At 59.8% G+C, this 26,201-nt stretch carries 20 protein-coding genes; 13 read left to right on the plus strand and 7 right to left on the minus strand.

What is annotated here, in order from left to right; translation table 11 throughout:
• The first annotated feature begins 39 nt into the window (after positions 1–39).
• Positions 40–1,962 carry an ATP-binding cassette domain-containing protein gene (locus tag OQ248_RS20100; RefSeq protein ID WP_119427000.1) on the plus strand — a complete coding sequence of 641 codons (1,923 nt, stop codon included), beginning with the start codon at positions 40–42 and terminating at the stop codon, positions 1,960–1,962.
• 75 nt (positions 1,963–2,037) lie between these two features.
• Here OQ248_RS20100 and OQ248_RS20105 read toward each other — a convergent pair whose 3' ends face one another.
• Complete coding sequence (locus OQ248_RS20105) at positions 2,038–2,475, minus strand: universal stress protein (protein ID WP_047295289.1); 438 nt, start codon at positions 2,473–2,475, stop codon at positions 2,038–2,040.
• Between the two features lie 103 nt (positions 2,476–2,578).
• Between OQ248_RS20105 and OQ248_RS20110 the strand changes: the two genes are divergently transcribed.
• The 7 genes from OQ248_RS20110 (at position 2,579) to OQ248_RS20140 (ending at position 11,026) form a co-directional block, all read left to right on the plus strand.
• Entirely contained in the window at positions 2,579–3,016 is a 438-nt protein-coding gene (locus OQ248_RS20110; RefSeq protein ID WP_011335196.1) for a hypothetical protein, read from the plus strand.
• A 540-nt stretch (positions 3,017–3,556) separates the two neighbouring features.
• Positions 3,557–5,704 (plus strand): fatty acid oxidation complex subunit alpha FadB, encoded by a 2,148-nt coding sequence (gene fadB, locus OQ248_RS20115; protein ID WP_007953061.1) that lies wholly within the window; start codon positions 3,557–3,559, stop codon positions 5,702–5,704.
• Positions 5,705–5,733: 29 nt separating this feature from the next.
• Positions 5,734–6,909: an acetyl-CoA C-acyltransferase FadA gene (gene fadA / locus OQ248_RS20120; protein ID WP_007953060.1), complete on the plus strand. Its 1,176-nt coding sequence runs from the start codon at positions 5,734–5,736 to the stop codon at positions 6,907–6,909.
• A gap of 99 nt (positions 6,910–7,008) precedes the next feature.
• Positions 7,009–7,245, plus strand: coding sequence for a DUF1653 domain-containing protein (locus tag OQ248_RS20125; protein ID WP_007953059.1), 237 nt, complete (start codon positions 7,009–7,011; stop codon positions 7,243–7,245).
• A 114-nt stretch (positions 7,246–7,359) separates the two neighbouring features.
• Positions 7,360–9,990 (plus strand): type I DNA topoisomerase, encoded by a 2,631-nt coding sequence (gene topA, locus OQ248_RS20130; protein WP_265813748.1) that lies wholly within the window; start codon positions 7,360–7,362, stop codon positions 9,988–9,990.
• 171 nt (positions 9,991–10,161) lie between these two features.
• Positions 10,162–10,686: a DUF6586 family protein gene (locus OQ248_RS20135; protein ID WP_085713138.1), complete on the plus strand. Its 525-nt coding sequence runs from the start codon at positions 10,162–10,164 to the stop codon at positions 10,684–10,686.
• Between the two features lie 106 nt (positions 10,687–10,792).
• Complete coding sequence (locus tag OQ248_RS20140; protein ID WP_003226592.1) at positions 10,793–11,026, plus strand: hypothetical protein; 234 nt, start codon at positions 10,793–10,795, stop codon at positions 11,024–11,026.
• A gap of 79 nt (positions 11,027–11,105) precedes the next feature.
• Here the strand turns inward: OQ248_RS20140 and sulA are convergent, their stop codons facing one another.
• The gene (sulA, locus tag OQ248_RS20145) at positions 11,106–11,579 is read right to left on the minus strand and encodes an SOS-induced cell division inhibitor SulA (RefSeq protein ID WP_085713139.1); all 474 of its coding nucleotides are present in this window, start codon (positions 11,577–11,579) and stop codon (positions 11,106–11,108) included.
• A 10-nt stretch (positions 11,580–11,589) separates the two neighbouring features.
• Positions 11,590–12,198: a transcriptional repressor LexA gene (gene lexA, locus OQ248_RS20150; RefSeq protein WP_085713140.1), complete on the minus strand. Its 609-nt coding sequence runs from the start codon at positions 12,196–12,198 to the stop codon at positions 11,590–11,592.
• Positions 12,199–12,428: 230 nt separating this feature from the next.
• Here lexA and OQ248_RS20155 point away from each other — a divergent pair, with 230 nt between their 5' ends.
• The 3 genes from OQ248_RS20155 to OQ248_RS20165 all read left to right on the plus strand — a co-directional run bounded on the left by OQ248_RS20155 (position 12,429) and on the right by OQ248_RS20165 (position 15,055).
• A complete protein-coding gene (locus OQ248_RS20155; protein WP_119426994.1) occupies positions 12,429–13,136 on the plus strand; it encodes a TetR/AcrR family transcriptional regulator in 708 nt (235 codons plus the stop codon).
• Positions 13,137–13,306: 170 nt separating this feature from the next.
• Positions 13,307–14,305, plus strand: a complete 999-nt coding sequence (gene nagZ / locus OQ248_RS20160) for a beta-N-acetylhexosaminidase (RefSeq protein ID WP_265815117.1) — start codon at positions 13,307–13,309, stop codon at positions 14,303–14,305.
• Positions 14,306–14,317: 12 nt separating this feature from the next.
• Positions 14,318–15,055 carry an S-methyl-5'-thioinosine phosphorylase gene (locus OQ248_RS20165; protein ID WP_007953033.1) on the plus strand — a complete coding sequence of 246 codons (738 nt, stop codon included), beginning with the start codon at positions 14,318–14,320 and terminating at the stop codon, positions 15,053–15,055.
• Between the two features lie 114 nt (positions 15,056–15,169).
• On the opposite strand, the gene OQ248_RS20170 is transcribed toward OQ248_RS20165, so the two are convergent.
• Genes OQ248_RS20170 through mfd form a run of 3 tightly spaced genes read right to left on the minus strand, consistent with a single transcriptional unit; the run spans position 15,170 to position 21,898 of the window.
• Positions 15,170–17,860: a DEAD/DEAH box helicase gene (locus OQ248_RS20170; RefSeq protein WP_265813749.1), complete on the minus strand. Its 2,691-nt coding sequence runs from the start codon at positions 17,858–17,860 to the stop codon at positions 15,170–15,172.
• An 11-nt stretch (positions 17,861–17,871) separates the two neighbouring features.
• Positions 17,872–18,438 (minus strand): CsiV family protein, encoded by a 567-nt coding sequence (locus OQ248_RS20175; RefSeq protein WP_085713145.1) that lies wholly within the window; start codon positions 18,436–18,438, stop codon positions 17,872–17,874.
• A gap of 10 nt (positions 18,439–18,448) precedes the next feature.
• Positions 18,449–21,898, minus strand: coding sequence for a transcription-repair coupling factor (mfd, locus tag OQ248_RS20180; protein WP_085713146.1), 3,450 nt, complete (start codon positions 21,896–21,898; stop codon positions 18,449–18,451).
• Between the two features lie 354 nt (positions 21,899–22,252).
• Here mfd and OQ248_RS20185 point away from each other — a divergent pair, with 354 nt between their 5' ends.
• Positions 22,253–23,716, plus strand: coding sequence for a glyceraldehyde-3-phosphate dehydrogenase (locus tag OQ248_RS20185; protein WP_085713147.1), 1,464 nt, complete (start codon positions 22,253–22,255; stop codon positions 23,714–23,716).
• A gap of 64 nt (positions 23,717–23,780) precedes the next feature.
• Here the strand turns inward: OQ248_RS20185 and OQ248_RS20190 are convergent, their stop codons facing one another.
• A complete protein-coding gene (locus tag OQ248_RS20190) occupies positions 23,781–25,073 on the minus strand; it encodes an MFS transporter (RefSeq protein ID WP_085713148.1) in 1,293 nt (430 codons plus the stop codon).
• 75 nt (positions 25,074–25,148) lie between these two features.
• Between OQ248_RS20190 and OQ248_RS20195 the strand changes: the two genes are divergently transcribed.
• Positions 25,149–26,195, plus strand: coding sequence for an FAD:protein FMN transferase (locus OQ248_RS20195; RefSeq protein WP_265815118.1), 1,047 nt, complete (start codon positions 25,149–25,151; stop codon positions 26,193–26,195).
• The last annotated feature ends 6 nt before the right edge of the window (positions 26,196–26,201 follow it).

The raw sequence follows: 26,201 nt of genomic DNA on the forward strand, positions 1-26,201 counted from the left end.
GATTCAGGTAGAATGCGCGCCCGGTTTTTGGAGAAGCTCATGACCCTGCTCAAATTCAGCGATGTGTCCCTTGCATTCGGCGCGATGCCGTTGTTGGACAAGGTGTCCTGGCAGATCGCCCGTGGTGAGCGGGTGTGCATCATCGGTCGCAACGGCACTGGCAAGTCCAGCATGATGAAACTGGTCAAGGGCGACCAGAAGCCTGACGACGGCGCCGTGTGGCGTGCCCCCGGTCTGAAAATCGGCGAATTGCCGCAGGAATTGCCGGTGGCCGACGAGCGGACCGTGTTCGACGTGGTGGCCGAAGGCCTCGACGGCGTGGGTGCGCTGCTTGCCGAATACCATCACCTGAGCCAGAACATCGTCACCGACGCCGATCTGGAAAAGCTGATGCACGTCCAGCACGACCTCGAAGCCCGTGACGGCTGGCGCTTGCAGACCCTGGTCGACAGCACCCTGAGCCGACTGCAACTGCCAGCCGACAAGACCCTCGCCGAGTTGTCCGGCGGCTGGCGTCGTCGCGTGCTGCTGGCCCAGGCGCTGGTGTCCGAGCCGGATCTGCTGCTTCTCGACGAGCCGACCAACCACCTGGACATCGGAGCGATTGCCTGGCTCGAAGAAGCGCTGAAGGATTTCCAGGGCGCCGTGCTGTTCATCACGCACGACCGTTCCTTCCTGCAAAACCTCGCCACCCGCATCCTCGAACTGGATCGCGGCGGCCTGATCGACTGGAACGGCGACTACGCCAGTTTCCTGGTCCACAAAGAAGCCGAACTGGCCGCTGAAGAAACCGCCAACGCGCTGTTCGACAAGCGTCTGGCTCAGGAAGAAGTATGGATTCGTCAGGGTATCAAGGCCCGTCGTACCCGTAACGAAGGCCGCGTGCGTGCGCTGAAGGCCCTGCGTGTCGAGCGCAGCGAGCGTCGTGAGCGCACCGGCAAGGCCAACATCCAGCTGGAAACAGCGGAGAAGTCCGGCAAGCAGGTAATGGTGCTGGATAACGTGAGTTTCGCGCACCCGGGCGGTCCGTTCCTGATCCGCGATTTCTCCATGGTGTTGCAGCGCGGCGATCGTATCGGCCTGCTCGGCGCCAACGGCACCGGCAAGACCACCCTGTTGAAACTGATGCTCAGCGGTCTGCAACCGACCAGCGGCAAGGTGGAAGAGGGCACCAAGATCGACGTGGCCTACTTCGACCAGTTGCGCCATCAGCTGGATCTGGAAAAGACCGTGGTCGACAACGTCGCCGAAGGTCGCGATTTCATCGATATCAATGGCCAGAGCCGCCACGTGCTGAGTTACCTCGGCGACTTCCTGTTCAGCCCGCAGCGTGCCCGCACGCCGGTGAAGGCGTTGTCCGGTGGTGAGCGTGCGCGCCTGCTGCTGGCCAAACTGTTCAGCAAGCCTGCAAACCTGCTGGTGCTCGACGAACCGACCAACGACCTCGATGTGGAAACCCTCGAACTGCTCGAAGAGGTTCTGCTGACCTTCAACGGCACCGTGCTGATGGTCAGCCACGACCGGGCATTTCTCGATAACGTGGTTACAAGCACCCTGGTCTTCGAAGGTGAAGGCAAGGTTCGCGAATACGTCGGCGGCTATCAGGACTGGATCCGCCAGGGCGGTTCGCCGCGCCTGCTGGGCGTGACCGAAAGCAAATCCGGCAAGGCTGACCTGAATTCGGCGGTGGTCACTGCCGAACCGGCTCCGGTTGCCGCGCCTGTCGCTGCGGCCCCGGCTGCGAAGAAGAAACTGAGCTACAAACTTCAGCGCGAGCTGGAAGCGTTGCCGGGCGACATCGACGCCAAAGAGCAGCAGATTGCTGCGGTCGAGGCTGAAATGGCTGAAGCCGGTTTCTACCAGCGTCCGCCGGCCGAGACGGCCAAGGTGATTGCAATGCTTGAGCAGTTGCAGGCTGAGCTGGATGCGCTGGTGGAGCGTTGGGCCGAGCTGGATGCCTGATTGTTTCCAGGCATGAAAAAGCCCGGCGTCCAGTGATGGACGCCGGGCTTTTTAGCTTTTCACAAGTGCCTGGGATCAGCGTTTGACCAAGTGCACCGCCAGCACATCGCAAGGTGCGCCGTGCAGGACATCGTTGGCGGTCGAACCCAGCAACAGCGCCAGACCATGCCGGCCATGGCTGCCGACCACGATCAGGTCGCATTCCTGATCCTTGGCGAAGTGGTGGATTTCCTGGCGTGGCTGGCCGTAGGTCAGGTGGCAGTTGGAGCCTTCCAGTTCGGTGTATTTGTGCTTCAGGCGCTCGAGGCGTTCCTTGGCTTGATCGAACTGCTGCTGTTGCAGTTGTGACAGATCCATCGGCACGTCACCCCCGAAGGCCATGGCCATCGGTTCGACGATATGCACCAGCGACAGCTTGGCGCCGTTGCTCACCGACAGCTCTCGGGCGCGGTGGATCACAGGGTCGCACTCTTCGGTCAGATCTACGGCGACCAGGATATGGTGGTAGGGCATGAGGTGCTCCTCGTGAGGGATCAATATTGTTAAGTATGGCTGGTTTCAAGCGCATTGGTTCCAAAGTGACGCAATGGGCTCATGACAAAACGGGAGTACACATATGACGGTCTGGCTGGTGGTGTCAATCCTGTTGGTGGTGTTGAGCCCCCTGGCATGGCTGCGCCCATCCCGTGCACAGAGTGGCCGGATAGCCTTGCGTACCGAGGCCCGGCGCATCGGGCTGGCCATGCAGCTGGCGCCGCAGGAGTGGCCGCACTGGCTGAGCCAGGAGCCGCCAAACCCGTGCGCGCAATACCATCGGCCACGGCGCGGCAAGCAGCCGGCGTGCTGGACGTACTGGCAAAAATCCCCGGGCGTGTGGGTCAATCAGTGGCAGGAAGTCTGTGAAGATCCGCTGCTGCTGAATCATTTCGAAAAATTGCCGGGCAACGTTTTCAAGGTCGAAGCCGACAAGCAGATGATCGCGCTCTATTGGGGCGAGAAGGGTGACGCTTCGGTTCTGCTGGAAATTGATGCCACGCTGAAAGCGCTGGCATGACTCACGGACATTTCGCGCTGCAACTGTGCGAAACGTCTGGCAGACGAGCAATAAAAAGCCCGACATGATTCATCGGGCGGGGTTGGCCAGGCAGGCCGGAAATTCTTTTTGGCGTTGAATCGGAGTGAGCCGGTCAGCAAAAGTGCGCCTGTTTTCCTTCGTAGTCCAGCCAGCGTAGCCTGTTAAACAAGGCTTGCGATGAATTAGGGCGACTTTTCTAACTATTAATCTTATGAATGCCCTCACATGCAAGCATGCGTGGACGGGCTGCGTCTTACAGAAATGACCGCAAAGTCGCATTTCAACCCGTATTTAGGGCGATTGACAATTGTCGGAAATTCCGTGAAGGTGGCGTACCCAAATCAAACGGGCGTATGAATTGAGCGTTTGTATTGCAGACTGCTCCTACAGAATCCCGACTATCGCGTTGGCGGGTGTGCCGGGTGGATTGGTGTCAGCATTGACGAAAAAGCGTCCTGCCGAGCCATTCGCCTGCGTCCGACGTGTACTGTTCAGCTTCCATATCGTGGAGATCAGTTGATGATTTACGAAGGTAAAGCCATCACGGTTAAAGCTCTTGAAAGTGGCATCGTCGAATTGAAATTCGACCTCAAGGGTGAGTCCGTCAACAAGTTCAACCGTCTTACCCTGAACGAACTGCGTCAGGCTGTAGACACCATCAAGGCAGATGCTTCGATCAAGGGCGTGATCGTCAGCAGTGGCAAGGACGTGTTCATCGTCGGCGCCGACATCACCGAATTTGTCGACAACTTCAAGCTGCCGGATGCCGAGCTGGTTGCTGGCAATCTCGAAGCCAACAAGATCTTCAGCGATTTCGAAGACCTCAACGTTCCGACCGTGGCCGCGATCAACGGCATTGCCCTGGGCGGCGGTCTGGAAATGTGCCTGGCAGCGGACTACCGCGTCATGTCCACCAAGGCCAAGATCGGTCTGCCGGAAGTCAAACTGGGCATCTATCCTGGCTTCGGCGGTACCGTGCGTCTGCCGCGCCTGATCGGTGCCGACAACGCCATCGAGTGGATTGCCGCCGGCAAGGAAAACCGTCCTGAAGACGCGCTGAAAGTCGGCGCCGTCGATGCCGTGGTTGCCCCTGAAAAGCTGCAGGATGCCGCCCTTGAGCTGATCAAGCGCGCCGTCTCCGGCGAGTTCGACTACAAGGCCAAGCGTCAGCCAAAGCTGGAAAAGCTCAAGCTGAACGCCATTGAACAAATGATGGCTTTCGAAACCGCCAAAGGTTTTGTGGCTGGCCAGGCGGGTCCTAACTACCCGGCTCCGGTCGAAGCGATCAAGACCATCCAGAAAGCCGCGAACTTCGGTCGTGACAAGGCGCTGGAAGTCGAAGCCGCAGGTTTCGTGAAACTGGCCAAGACCTCTGCCGCGCAGAGCTTGATCGGTCTGTTCCTGAACGATCAGGAACTGAAGAAAAAGGCCAAGGCCTACGACGAAATCGCCAAGGACGTGAAGCAGGCTGCCGTACTGGGCGCCGGCATCATGGGTGGCGGTATCGCCTATCAGTCGGCCTCCAAAGGCACGCCGATCCTGATGAAGGACATCAACGAGCACGGCATCGAGCAAGGTCTGGCGGAAGCCGCCAAGCTGCTGGTCGGCCGCGTTGATAAAGGCCGCATGACTGCCGCGAAGATGGCTGAAGTACTCAACGGCATTCGTCCGACCCTGTCTTACGGCGATTTCGGTCACGTCGACCTGGTCGTTGAAGCCGTGGTCGAGAACCCGAAGGTCAAGCAAGCCGTTCTGGCGGAAGTCGAAGACAAGGTCAAAGAGGACACCATCCTCGCGTCCAACACCTCGACCATTTCCATCAGCCTGCTGGCCAAGGCCCTCAAGCGTCCGGAAAACTTCGTCGGCATGCACTTCTTCAACCCGGTGCACATGATGCCACTGGTGGAAGTGATCCGTGGCGAGAAGTCCAGCGAGCTGGCGATTGCCACCACCGTTGCCTACGCCAAGAAAATGGGCAAGAACCCGATCGTCGTCAACGACTGCCCGGGCTTCCTGGTCAACCGCGTACTGTTCCCGTACTTCGGCGGTTTCGCCAAGCTGGTCAGCGCCGGTGTGGACTTCGTCCGTATCGACAAGATCATGGAAAAATTCGGCTGGCCGATGGGCCCGGCATACCTGATGGACGTAGTCGGCATCGACACCGGCCACCACGGTCGTGACGTGATGGCTGAAGGCTTCCCGGACCGCATGAAGGACGACCGTCGTTCGGCCATCGACGTGCTTTACGAAGCCAAGCGTCTGGGTCAGAAGAACGGCAAGGGCTTCTATGCCTACGAGGCCGACAAGAAAGGCAAGCAGAAGAAAGTCGCCGATCCGTCGGTACTGGAAGTGCTCAAGCCGATCGTCTACGAGCAGCGCGAAGTCACTGACGAAGACATCATCAACTGGATGATGATCCCGCTGTGCCTGGAAACCGTGCGCTGCCTGGAAGACGGCATCGTGGAAACTGCCGCCGAAGCCGACATGGGTCTGGTCTACGGTATTGGTTTCCCTCCATTCCGTGGCGGTGCGCTGCGCTACATCGATTCGATCGGTGTTGCCGAGTTCGTTGCCCTGGCCGACCAGTACGCTGATTTGGGCGCGCTGTACCACCCGACCGCGAAGCTGCGCGAAATGGCCAAGAACGGCCAGAGCTTCTTCGGTTAAGCGCCCCCAACTAGAGTGAGAGTGAACTTATGAGCTTGAATCCTAGAGACGTCGTGATTGTCGACTTCGGTCGTACTCCGATGGGCCGCTCCAAGGGCGGCATGCACCGCAACACCCGCGCCGAAGACATGTCGGCGCACCTGATCAGCAAACTTCTGGAGCGCAACACCAAGGTCGATCCTGCAGAAGTCGAGGACGTGATCTGGGGCTGTGTGAACCAGACCCTGGAGCAGGGCTGGAACATCGCGCGCATGGCGTCGCTGATGACCCAGATCCCGCACACTTCGGCCGGCCAGACCGTCAGCCGTCTGTGCGGCTCGTCGATGAGCGCGCTGCACACCGCTGCACAAGCGATCATGACCGGCAACGGTGACGTATTCGTGGTTGGCGGCGTCGAGCATATGGGCCACGTGAGCATGATGCACGGTGTCGATCCGAACCCGCACATGTCCCTGTACGCGGCGAAAGCCTCGGGCATGATGGGCCTGACCGCTGAAATGCTGGGCAAAATGCACGGCATCACTCGCGAACAGCAGGACGCCTTTGGCGTGCGTTCCCACCAGTTGGCCCACAAGGCGACTGTGGAAGGCAAGTTCAAGGACGAAATCATCCCGATGCAGGGCTATGACGAGAACGGCTTCCTGAAAACCTTCGACTACGACGAAACCATTCGTCCGGAAACCACCCTGGAAAGCCTGGCGGCTCTGAAGCCGGCGTTCAATCCAAAGGGCGGCACCGTGACTGCCGGTACTTCGTCGCAGATCACCGATGGTGCTTCGTGCATGATCGTGATGTCGGCGCAGCGTGCACAGGACCTGGGCATTCAGCCGCTGGCCGTGATTCGTTCGATGGCGGTGGCAGGTGTAGATCCGGCGATCATGGGCTATGGTCCGGTACCGGCTACTCAGAAAGCACTGAAACGTGCCGGCCTGGGTATCAACGATATCGACTTCTTCGAGCTCAACGAAGCGTTCGCCGCACAGGCCCTGCCAGTGCTGAAAGACCTGAAAGTGCTCGACAAGATGAATGAGAAGGTTAACCTGCACGGCGGCGCGATCGCCCTGGGTCACCCGTTCGGTTGCTCCGGTGCCCGTATTTCCGGCACCTTGCTGAACGTGATGAAGCAGAATGGCGGCACCTTCGGGGTGGCCACCATGTGCATTGGCCTCGGCCAAGGCATCTCCACCGTCTTCGAACGCGTTTAAGCGTCTCGTCGATGGAAGCCGGGGCCAAGTGCCCCGGTTTTTGTTTTTGCGGATTTATTTTTGTTTTTATTTTGAAAAAATTTGAGTGAGGGCCGAAGCATGCCGATACAACCTGGGCTCTACCAACATTACAAAGGTCCGCAGTACCGCGTATTCAGTGTCGCGCGGCATTCCGAGACCGAAGAGGAAGTGGTCTTTTACCAAGCCCTGTATGGCGATTACGGCTTCTGGGTACGTCCCTTGAGCATGTTCCTGGAGTCCGTCGAGGTTGACGGGGAGCAGGTCCCACGCTTTGCTTTGGTGCAAGCCGAACCGAGCCTTTTTTCGAAGCCATGAGGCGAGTGCGCGCAAAACCCTGCGCTTGACCTCACCTTGTAGCCACTATATATAGCGGTGCCGCGTCAGGCGCCAACCGCCTTTCACTTCTAGAATTCAGGAATTTTCTGATCCATGGGCAAATCGCTGGTCATTGTGGAATCCCCGGCTAAGGCCAAGACCATCAACAAGTATCTGGGCAACCAATACGTGGTGAAGTCGAGTATCGGCCATATCCGAGACCTGCCCACCAGCGGTTCGGCTAGCGCCAGCAAGGAGCCAGCCGCCAAGCGTGGCAAGGCAGCTGCGGGCGAAGCGCCAGCGCTGTCGCCGAAAGAGAAGGCGCGCAAGCAGTTGGTCTCGCGCATGGGTGTCGATCCGGATCATGGCTGGAAGGCCAAGTACGAGATCCTCCCGGGCAAGGAAAAAGTCATCGAAGAGCTGCGCCGGCTCGCCAAGGATGCTGACACCATCTATCTCGCAACCGACTTGGATCGCGAGGGGGAAGCCATTGCCTGGCACCTGCGCGAAGCCATCGGTGGTGATGACAGCCGCTACAAGCGCGTGGTGTTCAACGAAATCACCAAGAAAGCGATTCAGGAAGCCTTCTCGGAGCCGGGCGAGCTCGATATCGATCGAGTGAACGCGCAGCAGGCCCGTCGTTTCCTCGACCGCGTCGTCGGTTACATGGTCTCGCCGTTGCTGTGGGCGAAGATTGCTCGCGGTCTGTCCGCCGGCCGTGTGCAATCGGTGGCCGTGAAGCTGGTGGTGGAGCGTGAACGTGAAATTCGTGCGTTCATCCCGGAAGAGTACTGGGAAGTGCATGCCGACCTCGGCACTGCAAAAGGCTCGACCGTGCGTTTCGAAGTGGCTCGTGAGAAGGGTGAAGCTTTCAAGCCGCTCAACGAAGCGCAGGCCATGGCGGCGCTGGAGAAGCTGAAGTCATCCAGCTACAGCATCGTCAAGCGTGAAGACAAGCCGACCAGCAGCAAGCCGTCGGCACCGTTCATAACCTCCACGCTGCAACAGGCTGCGAGCAACCGCCTGGGCTTCGGCGTGAAGAAAACCATGATGATGGCCCAGCGTCTGTACGAAGCCGGCTACATCACTTATATGCGTACCGACTCGACCAACCTCTCGGCGGATGCCGTGGCGATGGCGCGTACCTACATCGAAGACGAGTTCGGCAAGAAGTACCTGCCGGAAACGCCGAACGTCTACAGCAGCAAGGAAGGCGCACAAGAGGCTCACGAAGCGATTCGTCCTTCCGACGCCAACACCACGCCAAGCAAGCTCGCTGGCATGGAGCGTGACGCTGAGCGCCTCTACGAGCTCATCTGGCGCCAGTTCCTGGCTTGCCAGATGCTGCCGGCGCAATATCTGTCGACCACCGTCAGCGTTGCCGCTGGCGACTTCGAGCTGCGTGCCAAGGGCCGTATCCTGAAATTCGACGGCTACACCCGCGTTCTGCCGCAAATCACCAAGCCTGGCGATGACGATGTTCTGCCGGACATGGCGCAGGGCGACGTGATGAAGCTGATCAAGCTTGATCCGACCCAGCATTTCACCAAGCCGCCGGCCCGTTACTCGGAAGCCAGCCTGGTGAAGGAAATGGAAAAGCGCGGCATTGGCCGTCCTTCGACCTACGCGGCGATCATTTCGACCATTCAAGATCGCGGTTATGTGACCCTGCACAACCGTCGTTTCTATTCGGAAAAGATGGGTGACATCGTCACCGAGCGTCTGTCGGAGAGCTTCTCGAACCTCATGGACTACGGCTTCACCGCCGGCATGGAAGAGAACCTCGATGACGTGGCTCAGGGCGAACGCGACTGGAAGAACGTGCTTGACGAGTTCTACGGTGACTTCAAGAAAAAACTCGAAGTGGCTGAAAACCCTGAAGCCGGCATGCGTGCCAACCAGCCGGTGATGACCGATATTCCGTGCACCACTTGCGGTCGTCCGATGCAGATTCGTACTGCATCGACCGGCGTGTTCCTCGGTTGCTCGGGCTACAGCCTGCCGCCGAAAGAGCGCTGCAAGGCCACCGTCAACCTGGTGCCCGGCGATGAAATTGCTGCGGACGACGAGGGCGAATCGGAATCCCTGGTGCTGCGCGGCAAGCATCGTTGCCCGATCTGCAGCACGGCGATGGACGCTTACCTGCTCGATGAAAAGCGCAAGCTGCACATCTGCGGTAACAACCCGGATTGCGCCGGCTACGAAATCGAAGAAGGCAGCTACCGCATCAAGGGCTATGAAGGTCCGAGCCTGGAATGCGACAAGTGCGGCAGCGAGATGCAGCTCAAGACCGGCCGTTTCGGCAAGTTCTTCGGTTGCACCAATCCGACTTGCAAGAACACCCGCAAGCTGCTGAAGAGCGGTGACGCGGCGCCGCCGAAGATGGATCCGGTGAAGATGCCTGAGCTGAAATGCGAAAAGGTCAACGACACCTATATCCTGCGCGACGGTGCTTCAGGCCTGTTCCTGGCGGCCAGCCAGTTCCCGAAAAACCGCGAGACCCGTGCTCCGCTGGTGATCGAGATTCTGCCGCACAAGGACGAGATCGATCCGAAGTACCACTTCCTGTGCGAAGCGCCGCAGAAGGATCCAGATGGTCTGCCGGCAGTGATTCGCTACAGCCGCAAGACCAAGGAGCAATACGTCCAGACCGAAGTCGACGGCAAACCGACTGGCTGGAAAGCGTTCTTCGACGGTGGCAAGTGGACAGTTGAAGACAAGCGTCCGGCGAAAGCCAAGGCTTGAGCAAGCGCTGATCCGAGGCTGCCCTGACCGGGTGGCTTCAACACAAAAGGCCGCATGACAACCTTCTGGTTTTCATGCGGCCTTTTTGTTTAAAGCTTGCGGTCGGATCGGCTGATCCATGACACTGTCCGACCTGTATGAAGAAATTATTTCGCTGCGGAGAGTGCCGATATGGCCCACGAGCTCTATACCCGTACCAATCAGAAGATCTATTTCGCGGGTCTGTCGCTGGAAGCGCTGGCCAGGGCTGAAGAGGGGCGGGCGATGAATTCGCTTGCGTTGATTCAGGCCGGGCGTGAATCGGCACTGTTTCATCTCTACGGTGCATTGCTGGGGTTGTGTCACGAAATTGCAGGGTTTTACCGTCTGCCACAGGCTAACGCGCCCCGGGCGGAAACGCTGTTGACCCGCGAAGTGCTTGAGTCGATTGCGATTCCAGAGTTGGCCGAGATGGTCGAGTTGGCGGGTAATCCGGAAACCTGGCTGGCTAAATTGCTGGCTGCACATTCGGCGCTGTTTCAGCCGCCACGCGTGCCACACAAGCCAAAAGGCGATGTGACCCAGCCGCTGATTCAGGCGGTCAATCTGGACGAAGAGCAGGCCCCGGAAGAGCTGAGTCGTGAAGAGCTGGAGAGCTGGCGGCAGAATCTGAAGAGTCTGGCGATCCGTTTCCGTGAAGGCTTGAACGAGTGCTGATGGCTTCTTGACTGGCGGCGACGAGATGCATGCTGCTGGTCAAGATCCCGAGCGAATCCTGAACGATCTCTATATAATCCCTGCCTTTCGTGGAGAACAGACCTATATGCCAACGTCCTTTCTAGAAATTGTCGAGCTACCAGACGGCCGAATCGAACTGCGCAGGGCCGAGGACGAGGGTTCTCTGGTGACTCTGGATTTCTCCGAGGATGCCAAGGCATTTCTGCAGGGCCAGCACGTTGAAATTGCCAAGGCGATGCTCAGCGTTGGTGTGCAAATGGCTGGTCGAATGGTTGAAGGCGAGTTTGATAAGGAAGAGGGGCCGCGGGTTCTTCATTGAGCACCGCCCGTCGATTATCGCTTCGGTTCGGCTTCTCTGTCCTTTGAGAAGCCCCGCGCTCAAAGCAACGCGTATCAAGTCAGCCCAATCGAATATTAAGACTTTGAGCGTCCCCGGTGCGGGCGGCGCTGATCAGTTGTTGGCGTGAGCCTGAGTTGAGCGGGTTCAACCATGTCACCACGGTGTGACTGCGTCCCAGGCGCAGGGCTTCGCAAGCCAGTTGCTGGGCACTCTGAGTCCCGCGCGGCTGCAGCAGCAGAATGCGTTCGCGATTCAGTCCTGCATCCCGCAGCCAGGCCTGGGTCAGGCTCGCGGGTGGTGCAATCAGGGTCAGCCATCGTGCATCCTGATCCTCACTCAATTCCCGAAGTATGGGGGCCAGCAGGTTCAGGCAGTTCCCGGCCGCACCGCGCAGCGACAGTTCACTGAACGCTTCGGGTTCGACATTCCATGGGCGTTCGGCTACATCCTTGAGGATGGGGGCCAATGGTTGCGCCAGAAAAGCCTCGAACAACGGCAGTTGTGTTTGCTGAGGTACGTGTGGGAACTGCATAAAGCCTCCTTTAGCGGCGGATTACGCCGACACTCAAGCCTTCGATCACCAGTTCCTGATCTTTCAGGTCGACTTCGATAGGGGCGAACTCAGGGTTCTCGGCGATCAACCAGACTTTGCTGCCATCGCGCTTGAAGCGTTTGACGGTCACTTCGTCGCCGATCCGCGCAACGACGATCTGGCCGTTGCGTGCTTCCCGGGTCGTGTGAACCGCCAGCAGGTCACCGTCGAAAATCCCGATGTCCTTCATGCTCATCCCGTGGACGCGCAGCAAGTAGTCGGCGCGAGGATGGAAGAAGGCCGGGTTGATGTTGCAGGACTCTTCGATGTGCTGTTGGGCGAGAATCGGCGCACCGGCGGCGACTCGACCGATGATCGGCAGGGTCGATTCGTCGACTTTGGCTTCAAAGCCGGGGATTCGAATGCCGCGAGAGGCGCCGGGAGTCATTTCGATCGCGCCTTTTCGGGCGAGCGCCTTGAGATGCTCTTCGGCCGCGTTGGGTGATTTGAAACCCAGTTCCTGAGCGATTTCCGCACGGGTCGGCGGGTAGCCGTTGTCTTCGAGGCAGCGTTTGATAAAGGCCAGAATCTCGGCTTGGCGTGGCGTCAGCTTAAGCATATTGATCGCTCTGTCTTTTTATACAGTGACTGGGATTATATACAGTGAAGCGGTCTTGGCAATGATCGTTTTTTGCCAGGCCGCCGGACGGTCAGTGACGGCGTCGATTAATGTGGCGTCCTTGTTGTGGTTAAATATCTGACCGACCATTCCCAAAACGAACCGGCAGGCTTGACAAGGCACAGGCTGAAACGTATGTTTCAAACAAGTGTTTGTCAGGCGGAGTAGCCATGGCCCAGTCGGAAACCGTTGAACGCATTCTTGATGCTGCAGAACAGCTGTTCGCGGAAAAAGGTTTCGCCGAAACCTCATTGCGTCTGATCACCAGCAAGGCCGGGGTCAACCTCGCAGCGGTGAACTATCACTTCGGTTCGAAGAAGGCGCTGATCCAGGCGGTTTTCTCGCGTTTTCTCGGTCCGTTCTGCATCAGCCTCGATAAAGAACTGGAGCGCCGCCAGGCCAAGCCAGAGAACAAGCCTTCACTTGAGGAGCTGCTGGAAATCCTCGTCGAGCAGGCGCTGGTAGTGCAACCACGCAGCGGCAACGATCTGTCGATTTTCATGCGCTTGCTCGGTCTTGCATTCAGCCAGAGCCAGGGCCACTTGCGTCGTTACCTGGAAGACATGTACGGCAAGGTTTTCCGTCGTTACATGTTGCTGGTAAACGAAGCCGCTCCACGTATTCCTCCTATCGAGCTGTTCTGGCGCGTGCACTTCATGCTCGGCGCTGCGGCATTCAGCATGTCGGGTATCAAGGCCCTGCGCGCGATTGCCGAGACCGATTTCGGCGTCAACACCTCCATCGAGCAGGTGATGCGCCTGATGGTGCCGTTCCTGGCCGCCGGCATGCGTGCCGAAACCGGTGTCACCGATACTGCAATGGCCAGCGCGCAGTTGCGACCGCGCAGTAAATCGGCACCGGCGCCTGCCAAGGTTTAACTGTCCATGGGTGGGCGTGGCAGCGGACATCCGCTAAGCTAGCCGCCCATGCCGACTCTCGTTCTGAACCCGTTACTCATTGAAATCACCGACCTGCCGGGCAATTTCGCTGGTGGTGGTTTCGTGGGTGACGGGTTTTTCGTTTTCAAGGAATCTCTATGACTGCTGGCCTGCAAGGCTCGTTGATGGTGGACGTCGCCGGTACCTGGCTGACGGCCGAAGATCGCCAATTGTTGCGTCAGCCCGAAGTGGGCGGCCTGATCATTTTTGCCCGTAACATCGAGCACCCGCGTCAGGTGCGCGAGCTGAGCGCGGCGATCCGTGCCATTCGTCCGGACCTGTTGCTGGCGGTGGACCAGGAAGGCGGTCGGGTCCAGCGCCTGCGTCAGGGCTTTTTGCGGCTGCCGGCCATGCGCGCCATTGCTGACAATCCGAACGCCGAGTCTCTGGCCGAACAATGCGGCTGGATCATGGCCACCGAAGTGCTGGCAGTCGGACTCGATCTGAGCTTCGCGCCGGTGCTGGATCTGGATTACCAGCGCAGCGCCGTCGTCGGCACCCGCTCGTTTGAAGGTAACCCGGAGCGTGCCGCACTACTCGCCGGCGCATTCATCCGCGGTATGAACAGCGCTGGCATGGCCGCCACCGGCAAGCATTTCCCTGGTCACGGCTGGGCCGAAGCTGACTCCCACGTCGCAATCCCCAACGACGAGCGTAGCCTCGAAGAGATCCGCGCCAACGACCTCGTGCCGTTCGCCAGGCTGAGCAAGCAATTGGCCGCCGTCATGCCGGCCCATGTCATTTATCCGCAAGTCGACGCACAGCCCGCCGGTTTCTCCAGGCGCTGGTTGCAGGACATCCTGCGCGGTGAGTTGCAGTTCGACGGTGTGATTTTCAGCGATGACCTGTCGATGGCCGGCGCGCATGTAGTGGGCGACGCCGCCAGTCGTATCGAAGCTGCACTCAGCGCCGGTTGCGACATGGGTCTGGTGTGCAACGACCGTGCTGCCGCCGAACTGGCCCTGAGCGCCGCGCAACGCATGAAGGTCAAGCCGTCGCCGCGCATCGCACGCATGCGCGGTCAGGCGTTCGCCAACACCGAATACCGTCAGGATCCGCGTTGGCTGACCGCTGTCGGCGCCCTCAAAGACGCACAACTGATCGATTAAGGATTTTTCGCTATGACGGTTTACGCAATTATCGGCGGCACAGGCCTGACCCAGCTGGAGGGTCTGAGCATTCGTCAGTCGCTGGCGGTGGATACGCCTTATGGTGCGCCATCGGCTGAAGTCCAGATTGGTGAATACGCCGGCAAGGAAGTGCTGTTCCTGGCTCGCCACGGTCATCCGCATCGTTTCCCACCGCACAAGGTCAACTATCGCGCCAATCTGTGGGCATTGAAGCAGGCCGGGGCCGAAGCAATCATTGCGGTCAACGCCGTGGGCGGGATCCATCCTGCAATGGGTACCGGACATTTCTGCGTACCGCATCAGATCGTGGACTACACCAGCGGTCGCGAGCACACCTATTTCGCCGATGATCTGGAACATGTCACACACATCGACTTCAGCTTTCCCTACAGCGAGCCACTGCGTCAGCAACTGATTGCTGCGCTGGCCGCCGAAGGCTGCGAATACAGCGATCAAGGCGTTTACGCCTGCACCCAGGGTCCGCGTCTGGAAACCGTGGCCGAGATCGTGCGCCTGGAGCGTGATGGTTGCGACATCGTCGGCATGACCGGCATGCCGGAAGCTGCACTGGCTCGTGAGCTGGATCTGGATTACGCCTGCCTGTCGCTGGTGGTGAACCCGGCGGCGGGCAAGACCACTGAAGTGATCACCATGGCCGAGATCGAGCAGGCGTTGCATGACGGGATGGGCAAGGTGAAATCGACGTTGGCGCGGGTGCTGAAGGGCTGAGTCTGGCTCGAAATAGAGTCGAGCCATTCGCGGGCAAGCCCGCTCCCACAGGTTAAGCGCTATCTCTGTGGGAGCGGGCTTGCCCGCGAATCGATCTGGTAAACGACAAAGATTTCAGCGCTTGTCGAACTTGTCCGGCAACGGCGCAAACAGCGCCTCGATATCATCACTCTGCAACTTCCAGTCCCCGGCCTTGCGCCCATCCAGCACGCCGGCTGCCAGGTCGGATTTTTCTCGCTGCAGAAGCTGAATTTTCTCCTCGACCGTGCCCCGGGCAATCATCTTGTAGACGAATACCGGCTTCTCCTGGCCAATGCGATACGCACGGTCGGTGGCCTGGTTTTCGGTCGCCGGGTTCCACCACGGATCGTAGTGAATCACGGTGTCCGCTTCCGTCAGGTTCAGGCCCACACCGCCAGCCTTCAGGCTGATAAGAAAGATCTGACGCTTGCCGCTCTGGAATTCTTTCACCGGCGTGCGCCGATCCCGGGTTTGCCCGGTCAGCAACGCATAGGGAACATTGCGCTTTTTCAGCTCGTCCTCGATCAATGACAGCATCGAAGTGAACTGCGAGAACAACAGAATCCGCCGTCCTTCCTCAAACAGCTCCTCGAGCATTTCCATCAGGCTGTCGAGCTTGCCCGAGGTGCTGCCGCGAGCGGGCAGGGTGGCGTCGTTGACCAGGCGCAAGTCGCAGCAGACCTGACGCAACTTGAGCAGCGCTTCGAGAATGATGATCTGACTGCGTGCCACGCCCTTGCGAGTAATCTCGTCGCGAACCTTCTTGTCCATGGCCAGGCGCATGGTTTCGTACACGTCGCGCTGGGCCTCGTTGAGCTCGACCCAGTGGATGATCTCGGTTTTCGGCGGCAACTCGGTCGCGACCTGTTCCTTGGTGCGGCGCAGCAGGAAGGGTTTGATCCGACCGTTGAGGTGTTGAAGTCTGACTTCACTGGCGCGTTTTTCGATCGGCACGCGGTAATCGGCGTTGAAGCTTTTGACGTCGCCGAGCCAGCCGGGCAGCAGGAAGTGAAACAGCGACCACAGTTCGCCCAAGTGGTTTTCCAGCGGCGTTCCGCTCAGGCACAGGCGCTGGCGGGCGTTCAGCTCGCGGGCAGCCTGAGCGGCCTTGCTGTTCGGGTTCTTGATGTATTGCGCCTCATCCAGCACCAATACATGCAGTGGCTGCTTTGCCAGGCGTTCGACATCCTTGGGCAGCAGCGCATAGGTTGTGAGGATCAGGTCGTAATCGGCCAGGTGTTCGAAATGCTTTTTGCGGCTGGCGCCGTACAGGGCCACCACTTTGAGCTGTGGCGTGAAGTGCGCCGCTTCGTCCAGCCAGTTGGGGATCAGGCTGGTGGGCATCACCACCATGCAGGGTCGATCCAGGCGCCCGGCGTTTTTCTCGCTGAGAATATGCGCCAGGGTCTGTAGGGTTTTGCCCAGGCCCATGTCGTCCGCGAGAATCCCGCCAACCTCAAGTTGCCGCAGCGACTGCATCCAGCTCAAGCCTTCGAGCTGATAAGGGCGCAGTGTCGCGTTCAGTCCTTCCGGTGCTTCGGCGCTATAGTCGCGGATATTGCGCAAGCGTTGGGCGAAGCTGCGGATCTGCTCCCCGCCTTCCCAAAGCAGAGGAATGTCTTCCAGCGAATTCAGGCGCGTGGCGTCGGCCTTGCTCAGGCGCAGGGTGGTTTCGCCCGGCTCTTGCAGATAGAACTCGCCCAGGGTCGCCAGCACCGGTTTCAACCGGCCAAGGGGCAGGGCGACTTGCAACGGCCCGTGCTCGCTGTTGCGTTGCGGAATGTTCACCAGAATCAGCTCATCGTCCCGTCGCCGGGCGAGGCGTTCGGGGTTGAGAATTTCCGTGTGCGAGCGCATCAGGTTCAGCAGGATCGGCAGCAGGCTCAGGCGTTCGCCATTGACGATGATGCCCAGTTCCAGGTCGAACCAGTCCCGCTCTGGTGTCTGCTCGACAGTGGCGTACCAGTCGTCCACGGCCGTCAGGTCGAAGCCGAATTCATCGTCGACCAGCAATTCCCAGCCTTGGGTGCGCAGCTTCGGCAGATCGTTCAGGGTGAACGTCAGCCAGGCGCTGTCGTTGACCATCTCGTAGAGTTCGCCAGCGCTTTCCGGCAGGGCCTTGCTTTGCCGGGTGGCGATGCGAAAGCCGAGAATCCGCAGTTGCTCACGGTAGCTTTGCTCGACGTCCGGCTGGCGTTTGACTCGCAGCGTCTGGGCTTCCTGGCGAATCAGGATGTCGCTGTTTTTCTGGCCGCTGACGTATTCGTCGAGATAGCTGAAAGACAACGCCGCACGATGCTGGATGTAGCGCTGCATCTTGCCGTTGCGCGGTTCGAAAGCGCTGAACTCGACACTGGCCAGCCACAGGCGCGGCACCGGTTGCACGTTGTCCACCAGTACTTGTGGCGGCGCTTTCGGGCTGCGGTTTTCCAGGACTGCCTGGAGTTTTTCCAACAGTTCGGCGTCTTTGGCGGCGGCCGGGTATTCGAGGGTTTCCTGCACTTGCAGCAAGACCGCCGCACAGTGTTTGCAGTTGCTGTGGACCGGGCAGGTGCACGTGGCGTCGACCATCAATAGCGTGCCTTTGGCTGACTCGCGCAGATGAATCGTCTGACGATAAATGTTGCCACCAGAGCCTTCGCAACTGGCGGTAATGGTCGCATCGCCGACCTGCACGATCCGCACCCGGTTTTCCAGGGCGTAGCGGCGGCCACGCTCCAGGCTTTGTTCCTTGAACCGGCTGACCCAGGAGGAGGCCAGCGGTTTACTCAGAGGCGGGGACATAAGGACTTCAATCAGTCCGGTACGACTTCAGGCGCTTCCCGAGGCGCAGGCGCCGTCAGTGAAGTGATCTTGATCAGCAGGGCGAGGTGGCCGTTGTCCAGGTAGTTGAGCTGGCCGTTCTTGGTGTGGCTTTCCTGCTTAAGGCGTTCGCTGGCGGTGACCATGCCGTTGGCGTCGATCTGGTTGACCCAGAAGTCGGCGTTCACGTCGGTGAAACGCCCGAGCTTCATTTCAATCGTGCCCTCGACGGGGAACTGACCGAACTGCTCCTGACCATCGCTGACCGCGACCTTCGCCGGGGTCTCGCCGAGTGTCTGCTGCCAGGCCTTGTGCATCAGCACGCTGTATTCGCCGCTGGCGGTGAGTTTGTTGGCGACATCATTCAGCGCTGTGGTGCGCTTGCTGTCATCGCCCAGACGCTGGGCACCGGCGGCCCAGTCTTCCGGCGCGGCGCGGCTGACGATGGCCGGCACGGCGTTCTGGCGTACCAGAATCATTTCGACCTGATACAGGTCATCGGCAAATGCCGAAGGGGCGACCAGCGTCAACAACAAGGTCAGTGAGCGAAACAGGCGCATGCGGCGTCCTTCAAACAGTTTTCGGGATGAGGCGCTCGAACAGCGCCTCTACAGTATTAAAGCGCTCTTCCGGGCGCTCCATCGGCACCTGGAACTTGAACATCGTGGCGCCTTCGAATTTGTAGCGTTTTGGCTGACTCTGGATCAGTTTGATCAGGGTCATCGGGTCGACCGGCGTCTGCGCCGCGAACTCGATGCGTCCGCCTTGCGGGCCGCCATCGACTTTCTTGATGCCCAGCTGCTCGGCCTGCAATTTCAGCGCCGTGATGCGCACCAGATTCTTGGTCGGTTCCGGCAGCAGGCCGAAGCGGTCGATCATCTCCACTTGCAGATCCTTCAGGCCTTCCTCGTCGGTGGCCGAAGCGATGCGCTTGTACAGGATCAGGCGTGCGTGGACGTCCGGCAGATAATCTTCCGGAATCAGCGCCGGCACCCGCAGGTTGACTTCCGGGCCACCGCCGAGCGGTTGATCGAGGTTCGGCTGTTCGCCCTTGCGGATCGACTTCACCGCGCGCTCAAGCATTTCCATGTACAGCGTGAAGCCGACCGCCTGAATCTGCCCGCTCTGTCCGTCGCCCAGCAGTTCGCCGGCGCCACGGATTTCCAGGTCGTTGGTGGCCAGCACGAAGCCCGCACCCAGATCCTGAGTATTGGCAATCGCCTCCAGACGCTTTTCCGCATCACCGGTGATCTGCTGGCGTGGCGGTGTCAGCAAGTAGGCGTAAGCCTGGTGGTGGCTACGACCCACGCGGCCGCGCAACTGGTGCAACTGCGCCAGGCCGAACTTGTCGGCGCGCTCGATGATGATGGTGTTGGCGCTCGGCACGTCAATGCCGGTCTCGATGATGGTCGAGGCGATCAGCACGTTGAAGCGCTTGTGGTAGAAGTCGCTCATCACCTGTTCGAGTTCGCGTTCGCGCATTTGTCCGTGGCCGATGCCGATCCGCGCTTCCGGCACCAGTTCGGCCAGTTCGGCGGCGCATTTCTCGATGGTCTTCACATCGTTGTGCAGGTAATAGACCTGACCGCCACGCAGCAGCTCACGCAACAAGGCCTCTTTGACCGTGCTCTTGTTCTGTTCCATGACGAAAGTGCGCACCGACAGGCGTCGCGCCGGCGGCGTGGCGATGATCGACAGATCGCGCATGCCCGACACCGCCATGTTCAGCGTGCGCGGAATCGGCGTGGCGGTCAGTGTAAGAATGTCGACTTCGCTGCGCAGGGCCTTGAGCTGCTCCTTCTGACGGACACCGAAACGGTGCTCTTCGTCGATGATCACCAGCCCGAGGTTTTTGATCTTGACGTCGTCCTGCAGCAGCTTGTGGGTGCCGATGACGATGTCGATGTTGCCCTCGGCCAGTTCGGCCACCGCGGCGTTCACTTCCTTGGCGGACTTGAAGCGGCTCATCACTTCCACGGTCACCGGCCAGTCGGCGAAGCGGTCACGGAAGCTGTTGTAGTGCTGCTGGGCGAGCAGGGTGGTCGGCACCAGAATCGCCACTTGCTTGCCGCCATGCACCGCGATGAACGCGGCGCGCATGGCCACTTCGGTCTTGCCGAAACCGACGTCGCCGCAGACCAGTCGGTCCATCGGCTTCGGCGCGAGCATGTCTTCGCGCACGGCTTCGATGGTGGATTGCTGGTCCGGGGTTTCCTCGAACGGGAAGCCGGCGCTGAAGGTTGCGTAATCGGCTTTCGGATCGGCAAACGCATAACCTTCACGGGCGGCGCGGCGGGCATAGATGTCGAGCAGCTCGGCAGCCACGTCGCGCACCTGTTCGGCAGCCTTGCGCTTGGCTTTCTGCCAGGTCTCGGAGCCGAGGCGGTGCAGCGGGGCCAGTGCGTCGTCGCTGCCGGTGTAGCGGGCGATCAGGTGCAGGTTGGCCACCGGCACATAGAGCTTGGCGTTCTCGGCGTATTCGAGGGTCAGGAACTCGGCGGCCTGATTGTCGATTTCCAGAATCGTCAGGCCGAGATAGCGGCCGACACCGTGGTCGATGTGCACCACCGGCGCGCCTTCGCGCAGCTCGGTGAGGTTCTTGATCACCGCATCGTTGTTGGCGTCGGCGCGTTTCTCGCGACGGCGACGCTGCATCACGCGCTGGCCGAACAACGGGCTTTCCGCGACCAGTGCCAGCGCCGGGTCATCCAGCATCAGGCCTTCGTCGAGCGGGGCGATGGTGATCGCCAGGCGATCCTTGCTCGCGACGAAGTCTGGCCAGCTGTCGACGGTTTTCGGTCGCAGCTTCAGACGGTCCAGCAGTTCCAGCAGCACTTCGCGTCGGCCTGCGGATTCGGCGGTGAACAGCACGCGCCCCGGGAATTCGTCGAGGAAGGCGGAAAGTGCGGCCAGCGGTTGCGTAGCCTTGGCTTCGATCGCCAGATTCGGCAAGGCCTGCGCCGGGAAGCGCTCACGGCCGACGCCGGTTTCCACGTCCTGCTGGCTGGCGACCACACGCGGCCAGTTCTTCAGGCGGGCGAAGCAGTCTTCCACCGGCAGGAACAGCTCGGCGGGCGGCAATAAAGGACGCGATGGATCGACGCGGCGCTCTTCATAACGATTGCGCACATCGTTCCAGAAGTTTTCCGCCGCTTGCTCGATGCCCGGCAGCGAGAACACCTGAGTGTCCTGGGGCAGGTAATCGAACAAGGTCGAGGTTTCTTCGAAGAACAGCGGCAGGTAGTACTCGATGCCGGCCGGGGTAATGCCGCTGCTCAGATCCTGAAAGATCGGGCAGCGGCGGAAGTCGACGTCGAAACGCTCGCGAAAACGCGCCTTGAAGCGGGTGACCGCTTCTTTCTGCAGCGGGAATTCCTTGGCCGGCAGCAGCTTGACCGAATCGACCTTGTCGATGGAGCGCTGGTTTTCCGGGTCGAAGGTGCGCAGGGTTTCGATTTCGTCGTCGAACAGGTCGATGCGGTACGGCAGTTTGCTGCCCATCGGGAACAGGTCGATCAGTGCGCCGCGTACGGTGAACTCGCCGTGTTCGTAGACCGTATCGACGTAGCGATAGCCGCTGGCTTCAAGCCGCGAGCGCATTTGCTCGACGTCGAGTTTCTGCCCGACATCCAGCACCAGACTGCTGCCGAGCAGGAACTTGGTCGGCGCCAGGCGATGCAGGGCGGTAGTGATCGGCACCACCAGCACGCCATGCTCCAGCTCCGGCAGTCTATAAAGGCTGGCGATGCGCTGGGAGATGATGTCCTGGTGCGGCGAGAACAGGTCGTAGGGCAGGGTTTCCCAGTCCGGGAAATGCAGCACCGGCAAATCCGGGGCGAAGAAACTCAGCTCCTGCTCCAGCCGTTCGGCACTCTGGCTGTCGGCGGTCAGCAGTAACGTGAAGCGCTTGGCAGCGCTGGCAGCCTCGGCAATCGCCAGGCTCAGGGCGGCACCGGGGAGGTTGCCCCAGTGCTGTTTACCTGCCGCGGCAGGGAGAAGCGGTAGACGCAGAACAGGCACGGAAGGTTGAGCTCCAGGCGTTGCGACAAAGTCGGTAATTGTAGCGGCGTCCGGTGCCGCCTGTCAGTTGCAGACTGCGTCTATCTGCACGGTTTCGGCGAAATGTAGTGGTAACCATAAAAACCAGCACTTTTTTGACGATTATGTAGTGCCGAAAGTGGGTGGTGTTACGGAGGGTTACAGACATCGTCTAACAGTCGTCGAAAAACCGGCTGCGCTGGAAGCCCCGGTTTTACTGGGCTGGCGCAGAGCGTTATTTTTTTGGAGCGAATTTTGTTACCGATTGCGCGACAAGCGCGCATTGCTACGAGAGGTTCTCGGCGGCATAATGTAGCCCCTTTTTTCTGCCCCTACATGTGGAAGGTTCCCGTGACTCAGAAGCCCGACCAGTGTCTTGGTGAATGGATCGACCGTGAAGCACTCGCAGAAGCGATGATTCCGCTTATCGGTCAGCTCTACCGCAATAACAACGTGGTGAGCTCGATCTATGGCCGCAGCCTGATCAACCAGTCTGTCATCGCGATTCTCAAAGCTCACCGCTTTGCTCGCCATCGTTCTTCCGACGATAGCGAACTCTCCGTCCACGAAACATTCCCTCTGCTGAAAGCCATGAGCGAGCTCAAGCTCGGCGCGGCTTCGGTGGATCTGGGCAAGTTGGCGTTCAAATTCCGCGCTGAAGGCAATGGCCGCACGGCCGAACAATTCGTTCGCGAAGAGTTGGCCGATGTTGTGGGTCAGCAAAACGCCTCCGCGCGTAAAGGCACTGATGTCGTGCTGTACGGCTTCGGTCGTATCGGCCGTCTGCTGGCGCGCATCCTGATCGAAAAAACCGGTGGTGGCGACGGCCTGCGTCTGCGTGCCATCGTGGTGCGCAAAGGCGCCGAGAACGATCTGGTCAAGCGTGCCAGCCTGCTGCGTCGTGACTCGGTTCACGGCCCGTTCGATGGCACTATCACCATCGACGAAGAAAACAACACCATCACCGCCAACGGCAACCTGATCCAGGTGATCTACGCGAAGAGCCCGAGCGAAGTCGACTACACCCAGTACGGCATCGAAAACGCGCTGATCGTAGACAATACCGGTGTATGGCGTGATGCCGACGGTCTGGGTCAGCACCTGGCCTGCCCGGGCGCTGCCCGCGTGATTCTCACCGCACCGGGCAAGGGCGCGCTGAAGAACATCGTTCACGGCATCAACCACGGCGACATCACTGCTGACGACAAGATCATCTCGGCGGCGTCCTGCACCACCAACGCCATCGTACCGGTGCTCAAGGCCGTCAACGACCAGTACGGCATCGTCAATGGCCATGTCGAAACCGTTCACTCGTTCACCAACGACCAGAACCTGATCGACAACTTCCACAAGGGCAGTCGTCGTGGCCGCGCCGCGCCGCTGAACATGGTTATCACCGAGACCGGTGCCGCCACTGCCGCTGCCAAGGCGCTGCCAGTGCTCAAGGGCAAACTGACCGGCAACGCGATTCGCGTACCTACGCCGAACGTGTCGATGGCCATCCTGAACCTGAACCTGGAAAAGGCCACCACTCGCGAAGAAATCAACGAGTACCTGCGCCAGATGGCCATGCACTCGGATCTGCACAAGCAGATCGATTACGTCAGCTCGCAGGAAGTGGTTTCCACTGACTTCGTGGGCTCGCGTCACGCCGGTGTCGTGGATGCCGAGGCAACCATCACTCAGGACAATCGCGTTGTTCTGTACGTCTGGTACGACAACGAGTTCGGTTACAGCTGCCAGGTGGTTCGCGTGATGGAAGACATGGCCGGTGTAAACCCGCCAGCATTCCCGCGCTAAGCCTTAGCTGCAAATGAAAACGCCCCGACATTGTCGGGGCGTTTTTGTTTGTGCGCGATTTGTGTCAGCGGGGGATAGCGGCTTGTGCCGTGCGAAGTTCGTGCTTGTTGCCCCGGAACAGCACCAAGGTCGCGACCAGGCCCAATACGGCCGCGCCACTGAGCCAGATCCCTGGTGCCGCCTTGTTGTCCAGTACATGGATCAGGTAAGTGCAGGCTGCGGGTGTGAAGCCACCGAAAGTCGCTGTGGCCAGGCTGTAGGCCAGCGAGAAACCGGTCGTACGCACTTCCACCGGCATGATTTCGGTCAGTGCCACCACCATCGCACCGTTGTACGAGCCGTACAGGAACGACAACCACAACTCGACGATCAGCAGATGGCTGAAACTCGGGTTCGCCACCAGCCAGGACAGCGCCGGGTAAGCGGTCAGGATCGCCAGAATCGTCGCCCCCAGCAGCAGGGGTTTGCGGCCGATCTTGTCGGAAAGTGCACCCATTACCGGCAGCCAGAAGAAGTTCGACAGGCCGATGCACACGGTGACCAGCAATGCATCGAAGTCCGACAGATGCAGTTCCGCCTTGCCGAAGGTCGGGGTGTAGGCGGTGATCAGGTAGAACGAGACGGTGGTCATCACCACCAGCGCCATGCCAGCAAGGACAATGCCGAAGTTCTGACCGATCGAGCGGACGATTTCCTGCAGGGTAGGGCGATGTTTGCGCGCCTGGAATTCCGGGGTTTCCTCCAGCGAGCGACGAATGACGAAAATCACCGGAACGATCATGCAGCCGATCAGGAACGGCACGCGCCAGCCCCAGTCGCCCATCTGGTCCGGGCTCAGCCAGTGGTTGAGGCCGACACCCAGCAGGCCGGCGAACACCACGGCCGCTTGCTGGCTGGCGGATTGCCAGCTGACGAAGAAACCTTTGCGCCCCGGTGTGGCGATTTCCGCCAGGTACACCGACACGCCTCCCAGTTCCACACCGGCGGAGAAGCCTTGCAGCAACCGGCCGAACAGCACGATCAGCGGCGCCGCGACGCCAAGGGTGGCGTAGCCCGGCACGCAGGCAATCAGCACGGTACCGGCCGCCATCAGTGCGAGGGTAATGATCAGGCCCTGACGTCGCCCGTGTCGGTCAATGTAGGCACCAAGGAAGATCGCGCCCAAAGGACGCATCAAAAAGCCTGCGCCGAAGGTGGCGAGCGAAAGCATCAGGGAAGCGAAAGCGCTATCGGTAGGGAAGAAGGTCTTGGCGATGGCCGTGGCGTAGAAGCCGTAGACCATGAAGTCGAACATCTCGAGAAAGTTGCCGCTGACAACGCGAAAAATCGCTTTGCCTTTGCCCGTGGAGGAGGACATGTTCAGGTACTCACTTTTTTGATTTTGTATGAAAGCGGTGCAGCCGTTTGGGAGCGAGCGGGCTCTGTGGCCATAATGGCCGGCGCGGTTTTGCTCGGAGATGAAGAATTGTTAACTGGACGGTTTGTGGTTTTCGTGGGTCTGCTCGGCGTTTTGTCCGGCTGCGGCAGCGGCGACTCCATGGAGAGCTTCGGCGGCCCGACCATGGGCAGCACGTATTCGATCAAGTACGTGCGTCGGGCCAATCTCCCGGCGCCGCAGGATGTCCGTGTCGAAGTGGAGAAGATCCTCGCCGACGTGGATCAGCAAATGTCCACCTACCGCGCGGACTCCGATATCTCGCGTTTCAACGCATTGCCTGCCGATCGCTGTCAGACCATGCCCGCACCGATCCTTGAACTGGTGCGGGTTGGCGAGCAACTGTCACAACAAAGCGAAGGCTCCTACGATCTGACCGTAGAGCCGCTGCTCAATCTCTGGGGTTTCGGTCCACAAGGGCGTGAAGAGAAAGTACCGAACGCCGATGCGCTGGCCGAGGTGCAGAAGCGGGTGGGTTACCGGCATTTGCGTATCGATGGCGACCAGTTGTGCAAGGACGCGGCGGTCGAGCTCGATTTCAACAGCATCGCTGCCGGTTACGCGGTCGACACCATCGCCGCGCGACTCGACGCCATGGGCATTCATGATTACCTCGCCGAGGCCACGGGCGAGCTCAAGGCGTCCGGGAAGAAGCTCGATGGCTCGTCCTGGCGCATAGCACTGGAGGAGCCGCGTGACGATCAGCAAGTAGCGGAGCGCGTCATCAACGTCGATGGTTATGGGCTTTCCACGTCCGGCGACTACCGCAACTATTTTCAGCAGGACGGAAGGCGTTATTCCCACACCTTCGATGCGCGCACTGGAGCGCCCGTCGTACACGACCTGGCGTCAGTCACGGTGATTCATCCTTCAGCGTTGATGGCCGATGGACTATCGACGCTGTTGCTGATTCTCGGCCCGGAAAAGGCCTCGGACTATGCCGAAAAACACGACATTGGTGCATTCTTTGTGATTCGTGCCGATACAGGTTTCGTCACCCGCACCAGTACGGTGTTCGAACGCCTCAGTGGCGCAAAAAATTGACCCGGA

The organism is Pseudomonas sp. COW5 (genome assembly GCF_026240005.1).
Classification (GTDB): domain Bacteria; phylum Pseudomonadota; class Gammaproteobacteria; order Pseudomonadales; family Pseudomonadaceae; genus Aquipseudomonas; species Aquipseudomonas kribbensis.